We start from the raw sequence: 13,399 nt of genomic DNA, 5'->3' as shown, positions 1-13,399 counted from the left end.
TAAAAACAAATATTATATTTAATAGAGTAAAATTATAAAAATGAAAGACTAAAAGCAAAAACAGAAGAATAATAGAAAACTAAATTTACTTAACCCTTTAAATAAAATGAAAAGAGAAATTCAGGTAAGAATATGTAATGAAACATAATAAAAAACACCACAACAAAATTAATTAACTTCTTGTTAATAATAATTATCAAATGCAAAAATACACACAAATAGCCTTTAAAGAAGATTGAGAATTAGAATAGAGACAAAGTATGGCACTCTTAATAATCTTAAATTACTGAAAGAACACATAACGTCTTATATAGGATAGGTAACCATCAGTATGGAGACAAATGAGATTATGTTTAAATTAGAAGGAACGGTGCTATTTTCCCCTACGCAACGTTGCTTAAATGGTCCTGACGGTTCGGTGGTAATATTAACTGAAAATAACCTTAGATTTTTACAACTGCTACTTAGTGGTGTAACAGAAAAAGAGCAGATTATTAATCAGGTATGGAAAGAACAGCGCGGAGCTGTAAGTGAAAGTAGCTACTATGGGCAGCTCTATATGTTGCGAAAAGCATTTCTTCAGGTCGGGCTGAAAGAATCACTTATACATACCATCCCACGTAAAGGTGTCCGCTATACCGGTTCTGTTAGTCAGATTGTCATCAATGATGAAGCTGAACAACAAATGCACGCAGACCCCCTTATCACTGCTGCATCTAATAAGGAGCAGCTTGCGCCAGTAACCCAACCATTCAAGCCAGGGGCTAGCGTAATATCACCTATCGCGACACAACAAAGTTTTTTACACAGTTACCGTTGGAAGAAACTTATTTCTCTGTTGGCCTTTTTCTCTTTCTGCTGGCTCTCATTTCTCTCAACGCTAATTATTATTATCTTATTTAGTGGGGATAAACCGCACTTCTGATAGTGATAATAAGATGAGGGTGATTTAAAAAGATTAAATGATGGTAATAAAAAGGCCAGCAAGCGAAAAAAAACGTTAAATAGGTGTCACTACCAGCAAGGCTGATTATATCAAGTCGGATAGTAGCTAAATAAAGAGCAGTGACTCTTTACATTTAAAACTTAAAAATGGGGAATACTCCCCTACCATTTAACAGGAAAACGAACATGATGGATTTAATCAATAAAGGTTGTGTTGCTACTCGACTTAAAACCCGAGGATTTCTGAAAGATACCCGTGGTTCTATTATTGAGTACGTTATGGTGATTGCATTAGCGGGCGTATTTATTACGTTAGCAAGGCCAACCCTAATCGAGTTAGTAAATGGGGCCGTTGCTAGTGCTAGAACAGCAGTATCAGCGCCAGGGGGCTAATAGGGGTAACAGCGTCGCACCGTCATTCTAATATTTATCAGGATTTTCACATGGCAACTTATCGTTGCCATGTTTTTGTTTTAGGAAAAATGATGGATATAATAAAATCATCCTTAATAATACTGCTAGTATTACAGCTACTGTTCGTTTGTTATAGCGATATATGTAATCGAATTATCAGTAATAAATTTATCATTTCTATTATATTCAGTTCCATAGCATTGGGGTATACAACAAACAGCACGGTTAACATCACCATTCCACTTTTTTCCTTACTAATGGGCTATATAATATTTCATTTTAAACTTATCGGTGGTGGCGATGTAAAACTCATTACTGCATTGCTGCTGGCACTCACCGCAGAACAATCACTAGATTTCATTATCTATACCGCCATTATGGGCGGTGTGGTAATGATAATAGGTTTATTGATTAACAAACACGATATTCAACAACGAGGGGTTCCCTATGCTGCTGCAATTACCTCGGGTTTTACATTGTCGCTATTCACCTAAAATATCAAGCCACATTAACTTAATAATGACACAAGGTTATTTTAATGAATCGTAAGTTTCTTTTATTATTTTCAATTTTGATTGTCGCCATCGGGGCTGCCGGCATTATGATCAATACCAAGCCTGATGTGCATACACCCTATAATTTCGTCGATTTAAATAAAGAAAAAGAAGTTGAGATTGTCCTGGCACAGTCAACACATGATCTCTCTTCAGGTACCCTACTCACTCAAAACGATTATGCACTAAAAGCCATCATGGTACCTGAATCAAGTGAATTAATAAAAAGCAACATATCAGGAAAAACAGATATCAACAGTCATTTATTGAAAGTAAACCTTGTAGCGGGTTCTTATATTACACCCGTAGTTTTGGCTTCACCCGATAGTAATGAATTCAATTACCTTAATTTAAAGAAAGGTGAAATTATTTATAAATTCACTATTAGTCAGAAAAATGGGTATTTGTTAGATACATTGCAAGTAGGTGATTCCCTCTCATTTCAATTAAGAGTGCTTGAGACAGATAAAAATAAAGGCATGAGTAGTGGCACAGTCATTAACACGAAAGAATTGAGTGATAAAAAAAGTCAAACCTTTTCGTTGAATGAAATCATACCCGCCATGAGAATAATAAGAATAAAAAAGAATTCGACAGACGAATTACCAGAAAAAAACAACAAAAATCAAAAGACCGGAGAAGTCGTAACTGGTTATATATCCGTCATAATTAAAAGAGAGGAACTTGACATCATTCATATCGCAGAAAAGTCGGGAGATATCGTTCTGGCGCCGAGTATAGTTACTGGCAATAATCAATCAACAAATATATATGACATCATACCTAAACTACGCATAACAAGAGAGCTAAGAGGATGAGAACACCCAGGCCAGAATATATCATTTGGAATAAACTGTTTTTACTCTTCGCCATTGCAACCTGCCAAATAGTTGTCAATCATGCATATGCCAAGCCTGTTTATTTATCATCAGGCGAGTCATATATAATAAAAACAGATGAGGCGATTGATACTGTTTTTGTCTCTGCCGCTGCTATTGCTGATTATGAACTGGTTGGTAAAAATAGCATTATTGTTTATGCAAAAAAAGAAGGAATAGCAGAGTTTATCTTATTTAATAAAGATAATAATCCAATGATAAAAACTGCCGTCATGGTAAATGACATCATTACTTCAGCATATCAGAGAATAAAAATTGAATATCCTGATAGCAACATAGAAATCAATAAAATTGGTAATGGCTATCTGCTGACGGGTAAGGCAGAGTCAGAAGAGGCGAAAGACACTATTGCAGCTATTGTCGGTGAAGCAATAAACAAGAAAAGAGAGAAAAATCGCGAAGACCAACATTTTAATAACCCTGATTACTTAGGGGTAATTAATAAGATTAAACTCCCTGAATCTAACCAAGTAAATGTGAAATTAACCATTGCTGAGGTGACTAAAGACTTTAGTGAGAATATAGGGGTAGATTGGAGCAGTATCAACGAAGCATCCGTTGGCTCCTTTCAATTTTTAAAGTTCAATGCCACCGGAATTAGTACATTAGTTCATGCCATTAATGATGACTCAATTGCACGTATTCTGGCCGAACCCAATCTATCGGTACTGTCCGGTGAAAGTGCCTCATTTTTAGTTGGTGGCGAAATACCACTTTTTAATACCACCCAAAGCAGCACCGTAATTAAATACAAAACTTATGGTATCAAGCTAAACATTGCGGCCAAGGTAAATGAGAAAAATCGTATCCGCATTAGTATGGAAGAAGAAGTCAGTAGTGTAGATAAAGTCTTTAGCGTCGAAGGGGGTAATGCTTATCCTTCATTACGCACACGTAAGGCAGCGACCACATTAGAACTTGGTGATGGCGAAAGCTTTATTCTAGGTGGATTGATCAGTAAATCAGAGCGGGAATCCCTTAAAAAGATCCCCTTCATAGGTGATATTCCTATTTTAGGGGCATTCTTTCGCAATGCACAAACGCAAAAAAATCAAACTGAACTGGTGGTCGTCGCCACCGTCAGCCTGGTGAAGCCGGTTGCCGGAAAGGATGTGGAATTACCTGATTTTATGCACACATCAACATTGGAACGCTTATTTAATTTCACTCATATAATGGAAATAAAAAGGAAAAAAGTGGCTAAGGAATTCCTACGAAAAGGAGGTTTCATAAAATGAAACTATGGATAGTTAGCAGTGTTATTTTTTTCTCTAGCGTTGTGCATGCCTCATTTATTATCGAGCCAAATGAGAATGACCAAGCCTGTTCATTAGCTAAAAGAGACTTGTTAGCAACAGATAAAAACCAGTCATTATCTACACCTGTTTTGCTAAGAGATAACGAGCGACGATGCAAATATCAACGCAATGATTATCGGATGTCCCGGGATAGCGAAGTAGGATGCGCAGTAAATAAAAATAGAATTCTTTCAAAATAACGCAATCAAAGTAATTTCCTTTAATGGTGACATATGCAATTAATTCTTAACAAAGATGCAATAAACAAAAAAAATAATAAGATAAAAAACACCATTGCTATTATTTCCAGCAGGGAATGGCTGCGCGAAGAAACCGCGGAGAAAGTCAGGCTTGCCGATATTAATGATATTAAATCATTTGATGAGAGTATTTTTCTCGTGCCAAAAATAAATTTATCCGATAAAACCATTGGTGCTATTATTGACATCGGGAGTAATGATAATATTGAAAAAACATTAGATTTAATAAAAATTCTTATCCCGCGTGACTGTTGGTGTGTTTTAGTTGGCGATATTGATTCAATTGGTATCGCCCAACAATTCATTCAGCGTGGCATATTATACTTAAATATAAAGTCGCAGTTGTCTGAATTGACGCAACATTTACTCAAAGGCATCCCTATAGAGTCTGAAAGGAAAGCCTTTTTTATCAGTATATTGGGCTGTAAGGGAGGCATCGGAACCACCCTGATCAGTTATCACTTAGCAACCGCGATCACACAGATAAAGCAATCACCAACTCTATTATTACAGGGCAATAATGGATCTCAGGATCTTGATCTTGTTACAGAAAAAAAGATGGTTACAGAAATAACCGAATATCAAAATAATTTATCTCTTATGTTTGGTAAAGGGCAAGATATAGCTGAAATTGATGGACACAGAGATATAAAGCACAATTTTATTGTATTTGATCAACCGATTCATAACGTACCGAAAGAAAAACTCACTGATTATATAGAACACGCTAATTGCATTATCGTATTGCTTGATAATAGTATGATGTCAGTCCGTGTCGCTAAAACGTTTATTGATATTTATGAAAAATTTAAACGAGACAACAGGCAAGCAACCCGACTATTAGTCTGTTTAAATGAAAGCAGACCAATAACAAGAGATATGCTGGATACTTCAGATATCCCGTCATTACTTGGGCGTAAGATAGATATACGAATCCCTTTCATACATAAAACAACGGAATCATTAAGTGATAAAAATTACTTTGGCCGAAAGAAAACCATAATAACCAAATTGGCTAAATACACATTAGGCATAACCATTGATTTATCAAACAAGAGAAAATCATGGTTAAGAAAGCTTCTAAAAGGTAAAAATTAAAAATGAACATATCATTAATCATCCAAGAAGAAATACGAGAAAAAATGCTGGCTAACATTGATATCGATAAAGTAGAACATCTGGTTGATGATTATGACAAACTTTTTGGTTTACTTTCACAAACCTACGATGATTTATTTAATGACAATGAATATAGATTAAATACTCAGCAGCAAAAAGATATTATTGCAACGATCGCCGATGAGATTACCGGTTTTGGCCCGTTAAGAGAACTGATGGAAGATGAGTCTATTAGCGATATTATGGTCAATGGCCCTGAAAAGATATTTGTTGAACGTTATGGGTTGCTAACCTTAACCAACCGCCGTTTTATTAATAACAGTCAACTGACTGATATTGCCAAACGCCTGATGCAAAGAGTCAATCGCCGTATTGATGAAGGTAGACCGTTAGCAGATGCACGCCTAATTGATGGTAGCCGAATCAATGTGGCAATCGGTCCAATCACATTGGATGGCACAGCACTTTCAATTCGAAAATTCAGTACCAACAAACGAAAACTAGAAGATCTGGTTAATATGGGTGCTATGAGCAGTGATATGGCTAATTTCTTGATAATTGCAGCCAGTTGCCGGGTCAATATTATTATCTCTGGTGGCACAGGCTCAGGAAAAACAACACTGCTCAACGCATTATCAAAATATATTTCTGAAAACGAAAGAGTTATCACCTTAGAAGATGCTGCCGAGTTAAATCTTGAACAGCCCCATGTGGTACGGATGGAGACACGACTCGCCGGGCTAGAGAATACTGGGCAAATCACGATGCGGGACTTAGTAATAAACTCACTGCGTATGCGCCCCGACAGGATCATTATCGGGGAGTGCCGTGGTGAGGAAACATTTGAAATGCTTCAGGCAATGAATACCGGCCATAATGGCTCTATGTCCACCTTACATGCTAATTCTCCCCGCGATGCTATTGCCCGACTCGAAAGCATGATCATGATGGGTCCAGTTAATATGCCCATATTTACTATTCGCCGAAATATTGCCTCCGCCATCAATCTTATTGTGCAAGTTTCACGCATGAATGATGGTTCACGAAAGGTACGCCATATTAGTGAAATTATGGGAATGGAGGGGGACAATGTCGTATTACAAAACATATTCTCATTTGAACCGTCCAAAGAGCGTGACGAACAGGGAAAAATCCAAGGAGAATTTATTAATCATGGTTTATTCAGCCGATCTGCTGTGAGGGTGAATGCTGATATATACAGCTTATCAAATGAACTAAGTAGTATTTTTTCCACGGTGAAATAATGATTTACAACATAATACTTTTATCTGGGATTCTATTACTTTTACTCATTAACTTAAAATGGATAAAAATAAAGAAGACCATAATTAAAAACCCAAAAAAAACCACTACCAATGATTTTTTCCTTACGTCATCACTAAAAAAAACAGCCAATGAATGGGTGAGCTATTTATTAAGCATTGATATAAACAAAAATAAAATGCATATAGCCATACCTATCGGTTATGCAATATGCATTTACATTATAAATAAAACATGGGTTGGGATAAATACTCTGGTGGTATTGACATTTATTTTGTTCAGTATCATATTTTTTCAAATACACTTTTCGCGTAAAAATAATCACACGCTATTTAAAAGAGATTTCCCAGAGGTTTTGTTGATGATTAATATGGCTGCCAGTAGCGGTACCAGCATTAACCAAGTATTAGAACGTTGTGGGAAAGAGGTAGGTGGGCCATTAGGGAATGAATTAAGCCTTATTTGCCGCCGATTGAATGTAGGTGAGTCTCCTGAAACTGTTTTTTATGATGCCTATCAACGCTTTCGTTACCCCGAGTTTTACTTTCTTATCACCATCATTTTGCTTAACTTGCAACAAGGTGGGCAATTAAGAGAACTGACCAGTCGTTTGTCCCAAGTGATCACAAAAAGCAAAACATCCGAACAGAAGAAAGCCGTTATGACGGCACAAACACGGATGTCAGTAAATATTCTCTCTATCATACCTTTTGTATTCTCTCTTTTTCTTTACTTTATGGATCCAACGATTATTGAGTCAATGTGGAACCATCCTACTGGTAGGATTATTTTTTATTATATTATCTCCAGCGAGATAATTGGGATAGCACTGATAAGGTCAATGCTTAGGAAAGCACTATGAATATAATTTTTATTGCCATGGTACTATTTGGTTTTATCTCATTACTCATTACTCATTAGCAAGAAAAAATACAATAAGAAAGAAATATATAATAAAATTAACAATGACCATATTTTATCCTCTAAACGTGAAATAAAAAAGTCAAAAAATAAAAAAGAAATAGCGCTATCTTCTTTTATAAAATTACCTTATATACTTCATAAGGTGACTTATTTAAAGATATTGATTATTTCGCTATTTCTGATAGTGATGATTATATTGGTAAAAACTAGTTTCATAGCGACTAGTAGCATGAGTTTCCTTATGATTTGTTTGCTTATGCTGATAACAACTATATATCTACCAAAAGTTATTACCAGAAATATTGTGAATAAAAAAATAAAAAAAATGTTAAATTCGCTACCCTTTTTTATCGATATTACCGCTGCCTGTGTCCAATCAGGAATGACTATAGATAGCGCACTAAGCTATACGGCTAAAAGATTCAAATTAATAAATATCGATTTAAGTTTAATCGTAGAAAAAATAACTAAGCGCGCAGAAATTAATGGGCTAGAGAGTGCGATTAAAGAATTTCAACAACTATCAACCGAAACAGAAATAAAAATGTTTTGCAGTGCATTACAATATAGCATCAGTTTCGGCTCAACCGTTTATGAACAACTAATAAAACTCTCTCAAGATATGAGAGAAATGCAATTGTTAATTACAGAAGAAAAAAACAGTAAGCTATCAACAAAACTGACTTTCCCTATGTTTCTTTTTATTCTTATTCCTTTTGTTGTGTTAGTTATATCACCTAGCGTTTTGGAGTTACTCAAATATGTACAAACAATGTAAAAAAACTATTACCGTTTCACTTTTAATTTTTATGATAAGTGGTTGCTCCACGAATAGTGGCATAAGTAATAAAGAGTTTCTATATCGTGAGAGTATCTTGCTAAAGGCAAATAATCATGCCGGATTGGTCACTTTATACCGAACCAGATTAAAACAAAAAGAAGATGATGCGATAAGATTAAAACTGGCTAACGCCTACTATCTTACCGGCGACACCAAGTCATCTTTATATTATTTACAACCGATGATTAACAAACCGAGTGAGCCTGTATATATTTTGCAAGCCAAAAACTTGATTAACAATAATGACTCGACAAATGCTATAACAGTTATAAATAAATTATTAACTATTTCTCCTAATAATGCAGAAGCTCACAACTTACACGGCATTGTATTGGCTAATAGTGGTGAAGTGCATAAAGCAGAAGTGGCTATTGAAAAGTCGCGAGCCTTATTTATTTCTGATGGGACGGCAATGAATAATCTTGCTGTAGTAGCAATGCTTGATAACCGTTATAGCGATGCAGTGAGAATATTATTACCTGATTATTTGTCGGGTAAAAAAAACTCGTTAAGGTTACATAACCTGGTCTTTTCACTGATTCAACTCGGTGATACAACCTATGCAAAAAAAATCATTATTGCTGAAAAAATGGCTAAAGACCCGGATGAGTTAATACTCGCCCTAAGTCAAGTTCAGAGCCTTCAGCAAGAGAGATTAAGTGATAAAGGTGCGTAAATGAGTAAAATAAGAGAGCAATTCTCCCGTTCGAATGAGGGGTCGGTCACTATTGATTTTACGGTAGTCTTTGTTCTATTTTTATTGACGTTACTCTCTTGTGCAGAGATAGGCCGTTTGCTCTATATCTCTGCCAGTTTAGATCTGGCGGTTTCAGAAGCGGTAAAATCGACTAAGAATAGAGAGGGCAGTAATAGTGCCATATTGAGGCAAAGTTTAAATGCTCAGAATGGTATTTTAGGTGTTTTCATAACAAATAATAATGCGATTAATACTACTGTAGAATTTAGCAATAGTATATCTGACCTCATTAGTCAGATATATTCAGACTCAGAAACGTCGCCACTGGCCAAATACACAGTAACTTACATCTATCAACCTCTTTTTTTTCCTATCCCCTCACGCTGGGCTAATATCCAACTATCTCGCGAGGTGATTTTTGTACAAGAAAATAAATAACATAGACTTTATTGGAAATAATAATGGTTCAGCTATTATTGAGTTTTCATTTGTCATTTTCATAATAATGCTATTAATAAAACTATTTATTTCAGTGACTGAATATCAATCAACCGTAGGTAAACTAGACCGGATATCATATTCGCTTGCCGGAATAATTCGGGAAAGGAACAGGTTATATTCTGATGATGAAATACTAACTCAAAATAATGTTAATGATTTAACAACTCTGGCGAGCAATATGCTATTAACTTCGGGTATATTCAGTGATAATTTCGCGATAACAGTTGAAACATTACATTTTAATCCCGCTGAATCGGCAGCACCTGGTAATAAGATTATTAATGATACTAAGAGTGAAGAGTTTATCGTCGGTACTTGTCACCCCATTAGGTCATTGCGTGAAATGGCCGATTTATCACCTTACAGTAATCGTGGCCGATGGGTGCCACTGTACCAGGTAACCTTATGTTTACCTGCCCCCACAGGGTATCAAGCGTTGTTTAGCCAGATAGAACCCATCCCTATATTAAGGTCATCAGCGGTAACTATCGAGCGTTAATCCTAGCGAGGATGAACTTATTTATAAAAAAGGCTATTTATGATAAAAAATATATTTACTCACATTAAAGTACGACTATTGGTGCCATTGATAAAGAATGAGCAAGGGGCTATCTTATTTCCCTTTATTATATTTTTGCCCTTGGTTATTGGGCTAATATTTTTTTCTTTTGAGCTCACTCATTTTTTACAGAAAAAAGCCAAACTCTCAGATGCAATGGAGCAAGCAACATTAGCACTGACAGTAGAAAATAACCATAGTACTCCGAGTTTAACTCAAATAGCGCAGAATGAAGCCGTAGTGAGTTCTTATGCTCATACTTATCTGCCAGCAGAAATATTTTCAACACCGACTATAGATATAATCAATAATAATGGCAGAATTGAGTATGCGGCTGAGATCAACATGAGCTACTTGGCTAGATTTTTAACTAACAATCCAGTAACCAATTTTAGTGCGATGATAAATGCAACAGATAGAGGAGCAGCAAGAAAAAATATAATCAGTGCACCGATAGAGAATATAGATGTAGTATTTGTCGCAGATTACTCTGGTTCAATGGATGATCATTTTAATCATAATGAATCCGAGCCAAAAAAAATAGATGCGTTGAGAGACATATTTAACCGCCTCAATAATAACATCTTAAAAAATGAGAATATACATACCATAGGGTTTATACCATTTTCATGGGGGACTAAACAGCGTATTGGGAACGGTGCACAAACGAAGGAGTATTGCCATTTACCTTTTGTGCCAAAGCAACATAGCCCAAATGGTGATTACCTTCGTAAATATACATTATCTGGGTTAAAAAAATTCCCTGGATTGGAGGGATTAGAAAATATTGACCATATCGCATATGGGAAAGTAACCAGCGAGATATATAATGACACTAAAAATAAAATTGATGAATTAAATATTGAAGATGCAGAGTCTGCTTATACATTCCTTTCCCGCTCACAAAATATCCTCCAACAATTATATCAACTTGAAATAATAGGAGAGAGTATTGATTACGTTGCAACGATAAACTCAATACCACGCAACAGCGCAGTGATACCACCGAAAGTAATTAACTTTCCAGTTGATGACATATTCAATAGCTACGTTTGTTTAAATCGAGCAAACTCCTATTCATTAAATGAACATGATAGTAATGAGATTATCGATGATATGATTAATATGTCCCCTTTAGGCGGTACACTAATAAGTTCAGGGATATTATCTGCTAATAATTTATTTAATGAAATCAGCTCTAACACCAATAAAAAGCTGATGATAATTCTTTCTGATGGTAATGATAGCTTTGAAAGTGCACATAAAGAAAATAAAGGTTTTTATGTCACACAAAGCCTTATCAAAAAAGGTATGTGCAAAAAAATAAAAGAGAATGGGATCACTATGGCTTTCATCGCTATTGGATATAAACCTTTATATAACACCCGTTCGCCAAGATATATCGATTGGAAAGAGTGCGTAGGTGAGGAGAATTACTACGAAGCACAAAATACTCATGAACTGGAAGGCGACCTTCTACAAGCGTTGGGGGCGGTAGATACCAGTGAAGTGGGCCGTAATACGCCGAAAGATTAATGTCAGGCGCGGCAACCGTAACCGCGCCTGCGTTGCAGGCTATTTTGCCATGCCCGCTTCCATACCGACTAAGCCAACCTTGAGATAACCTGATTTGCGTAGCGCATCCATCACGCTCATCAGAGTTTCATAATCCACCACTTTATCCGCCTGGAAGAAGATAGTGGTTTCTTTATTGGATTGCGTCATTTTATCCAACGCCGCGGCCAGAGTGTCGCGGTCAACCTGCTGGTCACCGACATAAAGCTGATTATCGGCTTTAACTGTCAGGAATACCGGTTTTTCCGGCCGCGGCTGTGGTACCGCTGAAGACGCTGGTAAATCCACTTTAATATCGACTGTTGCCAATGGTGCTGCCACCATAAAGATTATCAGCAGTACCAACATTACATCGATAAAGGGTGTCACGTTGATTTCGTGTAATTCACCGCTTTCATCAAGATTGTCATTCATACGCATGGCCATAAATCACCCCGCACGCAATTGGTGAGGATGCTTAGATGACTTTGCCTCAGCGCTGCTCGCCAGATCAAGATCGCGGCTTAATAGCAGCAATACTTGGGCGGCAACGTCACCCACCTGTGCACGGTAACTACCAATTAAGCGAGCAAATATATTGTAGATAACTACCGCAGGGATTGCTGCGACCAGACCTAACGCCGTTGCCAGCAAGGCTTCTGCGATACCCGGTGCAACAACAGCCAGATTGGTGGTTTGCGAATGAGCAATACCAATAAAGCTGTTCATAATGCCCCACACGGTGCCAAACAACCCGACAAACGGTGAGATTGCACCGATAGTAGCCAGGAATCCATTGCCTTTACCCATTTGGCGACCAATGGCTGCTACACGGCGTTCCAACCGGAAAGCCGTACGCTCTTTAATGCCATTGTTATCATTGGATTCTGTCGACAATAGGCGCTCGTTTTGCGCTTCTCGTAGCAGTAAGGCACTAATGCTATCGGTGCTAAAAGCCTCCGCCCGCTCAGACGCGGTATCCATATCAGTCACAGCCCCGATAACTTCATGTTCTTGCTGCAAACGGCGGCGAGCACGGAATAATTCAGTACCTTTGGAGAACAAAATAGTCCAGGTTACGATTGAGGCTAACACCAGACCAATCATCACCCCTTTAACGACGACGTCTGCATGCTGATACATGCCCCAGACAGATAAGTCCATTGCCAACCCTTGTGGCACAGGTGCCGCCAGAGGCTGGACCATAGGTGCTGGGTTTGCAGGTGCAACAGCTTGTGCATTTGCAGCGACCGGTGTGATTTCCGGTGTAGGTAGTGGGGTTGACGTTGCAGTTGTTGGTGTAGCAACAGATGCAGCGACTGCACTGCTGTTGCCTGGCGCGGCCTGTGCATGACCTGCCAAACCGGCCACCAGCAATAATGCCATTACGCCTGCTATCATCCGGCCTTGCACGAATGATTTATCTTTAATCTCTTTGCCAGCTATTTTCACGCTGTGCCTCCACCCAATATGCATATCAATTTAAGGACGAAATCAGGTGCCGATCATATCAAACAAATCGGGAATTGATAGTAATTATCATTAGTATT

Annotated in this window: 16 protein-coding genes; 14 read left to right on the top strand and 2 right to left on the bottom strand. The window is 37.3% G+C overall.

What is annotated here, in order from left to right; all coding sequences use genetic code 11:
* The first annotated feature begins 331 nt into the window (after window positions 1–331).
* The 14 genes from ACWJJO_RS20000 to ACWJJO_RS19935 all read left to right on the top strand — a co-directional run bounded on the left by ACWJJO_RS20000 (window position 332) and on the right by ACWJJO_RS19935 (window position 11,831).
* Entirely contained in the window at window positions 332–925 is a 594-nt protein-coding gene (locus ACWJJO_RS20000; RefSeq protein ID WP_372569664.1) for a winged helix-turn-helix domain-containing protein, read from the top strand.
* Between the two features lie 206 nt (window positions 926–1,131).
* On the top strand, window positions 1,132–1,338 hold the full coding sequence (locus ACWJJO_RS19995; protein WP_372569665.1) for a pilus assembly protein: 207 nt from the start codon (window positions 1,132–1,134) through the stop codon (window positions 1,336–1,338).
* Window positions 1,339–1,430: 92 nt separating this feature from the next.
* Window positions 1,431–1,853 carry a prepilin peptidase gene (locus ACWJJO_RS19990; protein ID WP_442821411.1) on the top strand — a complete coding sequence of 141 codons (423 nt, stop codon included), beginning with the start codon at window positions 1,431–1,433 and terminating at the stop codon, window positions 1,851–1,853.
* A gap of 44 nt (window positions 1,854–1,897) precedes the next feature.
* Entirely contained in the window at window positions 1,898–2,731 is an 834-nt protein-coding gene (locus ACWJJO_RS19985; RefSeq protein ID WP_372569666.1) for a tight adherance operon protein, read from the top strand.
* A complete protein-coding gene (locus tag ACWJJO_RS19980; RefSeq protein WP_481091451.1) occupies window positions 2,728–4,050 on the top strand; it encodes a type II and III secretion system protein family protein in 1,323 nt (440 codons plus the stop codon). Before ACWJJO_RS19985 ends, ACWJJO_RS19980 begins: the two co-directional genes overlap by 4 nt.
* The gene (locus ACWJJO_RS19975) at window positions 4,047–4,310 is read left to right on the top strand and encodes a hypothetical protein (protein ID WP_481091450.1); all 264 of its coding nucleotides are present in this window, start codon (window positions 4,047–4,049) and stop codon (window positions 4,308–4,310) included. Before ACWJJO_RS19980 ends, ACWJJO_RS19975 begins: the two co-directional genes overlap by 4 nt.
* 33 nt (window positions 4,311–4,343) lie before the next feature.
* Complete coding sequence (locus ACWJJO_RS19970; protein ID WP_481091449.1) at window positions 4,344–5,468, top strand: CpaE/TadZ family protein; 1,125 nt, start codon at window positions 4,344–4,346, stop codon at window positions 5,466–5,468.
* A gap of 2 nt (window positions 5,469–5,470) precedes the next feature.
* Entirely contained in the window at window positions 5,471–6,754 is a 1,284-nt protein-coding gene (locus ACWJJO_RS19965; RefSeq protein WP_372569669.1) for a TadA family conjugal transfer-associated ATPase, read from the top strand.
* Window positions 6,754–7,635: a type II secretion system F family protein gene (locus ACWJJO_RS19960; protein ID WP_481091448.1), complete on the top strand. Its 882-nt coding sequence runs from the start codon at window positions 6,754–6,756 to the stop codon at window positions 7,633–7,635. Before ACWJJO_RS19965 ends, ACWJJO_RS19960 begins: the two co-directional genes overlap by 1 nt.
* Before the next feature lie 27 nt (window positions 7,636–7,662).
* Complete coding sequence (locus ACWJJO_RS19955; protein ID WP_481091447.1) at window positions 7,663–8,475, top strand: type II secretion system F family protein; 813 nt, start codon at window positions 7,663–7,665, stop codon at window positions 8,473–8,475.
* Window positions 8,459–9,214, top strand: a complete 756-nt coding sequence (locus ACWJJO_RS19950) for a tetratricopeptide repeat protein (RefSeq protein WP_193784771.1) — start codon at window positions 8,459–8,461, stop codon at window positions 9,212–9,214. Before ACWJJO_RS19955 ends, ACWJJO_RS19950 begins: the two co-directional genes overlap by 17 nt.
* Window positions 9,215–9,673 carry a TadE/TadG family type IV pilus assembly protein gene (locus ACWJJO_RS19945; RefSeq protein ID WP_420074007.1) on the top strand — a complete coding sequence of 153 codons (459 nt, stop codon included), beginning with the start codon at window positions 9,215–9,217 and terminating at the stop codon, window positions 9,671–9,673.
* Window positions 9,654–10,235 (top strand): tight adherence pilus pseudopilin TadF, encoded by a 582-nt coding sequence (gene tadF / locus ACWJJO_RS19940; protein WP_372569672.1) that lies wholly within the window; start codon window positions 9,654–9,656, stop codon window positions 10,233–10,235. The genes ACWJJO_RS19945 and tadF overlap by 20 nt, the downstream gene beginning before the upstream one ends.
* A gap of 39 nt (window positions 10,236–10,274) precedes the next feature.
* Window positions 10,275–11,831, top strand: coding sequence for a pilus assembly protein (locus ACWJJO_RS19935; RefSeq protein WP_481091446.1), 1,557 nt, complete (start codon window positions 10,275–10,277; stop codon window positions 11,829–11,831).
* A gap of 39 nt (window positions 11,832–11,870) precedes the next feature.
* On the opposite strand, the gene exbD is transcribed toward ACWJJO_RS19935, so the two are convergent.
* Together exbD and exbB are read right to left on the bottom strand one after the other, a co-directional pair.
* The gene (gene exbD / locus ACWJJO_RS19930; protein WP_083162417.1) at window positions 11,871–12,296 is read right to left on the bottom strand and encodes a TonB system transport protein ExbD; all 426 of its coding nucleotides are present in this window, start codon (window positions 12,294–12,296) and stop codon (window positions 11,871–11,873) included.
* 3 nt (window positions 12,297–12,299) lie between these two features.
* Window positions 12,300–13,301 (bottom strand): tol-pal system-associated acyl-CoA thioesterase, encoded by a 1,002-nt coding sequence (gene exbB, locus ACWJJO_RS19925; RefSeq protein WP_083162415.1) that lies wholly within the window; start codon window positions 13,299–13,301, stop codon window positions 12,300–12,302.
* Window positions 13,302–13,399 lie beyond the last annotated feature (98 nt).

This window comes from Yersinia antarctica (assembly GCF_056636475.1).
Note: the sequence above shows the minus strand (reverse complement) of the source record. Positions and strands in the feature narration are given on the sequence as shown.

Bases quoted from the DNA above. Each gene is read 5' to 3' on its own strand.
- ACWJJO_RS20000 (WP_372569664.1), top strand. From the start codon at position 332: ATGGAGACAAATGAGATTATGTTTAAATTAGAAGGAACGGTGCTATTT.
- ACWJJO_RS19995 (WP_372569665.1), top strand. From the start codon at position 1,132: ATGATGGATTTAATCAATAAAGGTTGTGTTGCTACTCGACTTAAAACC.
- ACWJJO_RS19990 (WP_442821411.1), top strand. From the start codon at position 1,431: ATGGATATAATAAAATCATCCTTAATAATACTGCTAGTATTACAGCTA.
- ACWJJO_RS19985 (WP_372569666.1), top strand. From the start codon at position 1,898: ATGAATCGTAAGTTTCTTTTATTATTTTCAATTTTGATTGTCGCCATC.
- ACWJJO_RS19980 (WP_481091451.1), top strand. From the start codon at position 2,728: ATGAGAACACCCAGGCCAGAATATATCATTTGGAATAAACTGTTTTTA.
- ACWJJO_RS19975 (WP_481091450.1), top strand. From the start codon at position 4,047: ATGAAACTATGGATAGTTAGCAGTGTTATTTTTTTCTCTAGCGTTGTG.
- ACWJJO_RS19970 (WP_481091449.1), top strand. From the start codon at position 4,344: ATGCAATTAATTCTTAACAAAGATGCAATAAACAAAAAAAATAATAAG.
- ACWJJO_RS19965 (WP_372569669.1), top strand. From the start codon at position 5,471: ATGAACATATCATTAATCATCCAAGAAGAAATACGAGAAAAAATGCTG.
- ACWJJO_RS19960 (WP_481091448.1), top strand. From the start codon at position 6,754: ATGATTTACAACATAATACTTTTATCTGGGATTCTATTACTTTTACTC.
- ACWJJO_RS19950 (WP_193784771.1), top strand. From the start codon at position 8,459: ATGTACAAACAATGTAAAAAAACTATTACCGTTTCACTTTTAATTTTT.
- ACWJJO_RS19945 (WP_420074007.1), top strand. From the start codon at position 9,215: ATGAGTAAAATAAGAGAGCAATTCTCCCGTTCGAATGAGGGGTCGGTC.
- ACWJJO_RS19935 (WP_481091446.1), top strand. From the start codon at position 10,275: ATGATAAAAAATATATTTACTCACATTAAAGTACGACTATTGGTGCCA.
- exbD (WP_083162417.1), bottom strand. From the start codon at position 12,296: ATGGCCATGCGTATGAATGACAATCTTGATGAAAGCGGTGAATTACAC.